At 36.6% G+C, this 235-nt stretch carries 1 protein-coding gene; it reads left to right on the top strand.

Annotated elements, in window-relative coordinates; translation table 11 throughout:
- Positions 1–235, top strand: a 235-nt coding sequence (locus tag ACFINO_RS11415; RefSeq protein ID WP_375655964.1) for a cell division protein ZapA, incomplete at both ends; no start/stop codon positions are given.

The raw sequence follows: 235 nt of genomic DNA, 5'->3' as shown, positions 1-235 counted from the left end.
CGCCATCTCATTGAGCTTGCGGCTCGATTGGATCAATATATCACACATCTAAAGAAAAATTTTGGTGAAATGGGTGATCATCGTTTATCGGTTATGGCTGGAATTATGATTCTTGATGAAATGGAAGAAATAAAACGAGAAAATAAAAAACTACAAGAAGACTACGAAGCTCTTTTACGGCTCCATAATGAAAAAAACCACACCATGGGCAGAATTATGCGTGATACAACAAAAC

This window comes from Bartonella sp. AA83SXKL (assembly GCF_042196965.1).
Taxonomy (GTDB): Bacteria; Pseudomonadota; Alphaproteobacteria; order Rhizobiales; family Rhizobiaceae; genus Bartonella.
Note: the sequence above shows the minus strand (reverse complement) of the source record. Positions and strands in the feature narration are given on the sequence as shown.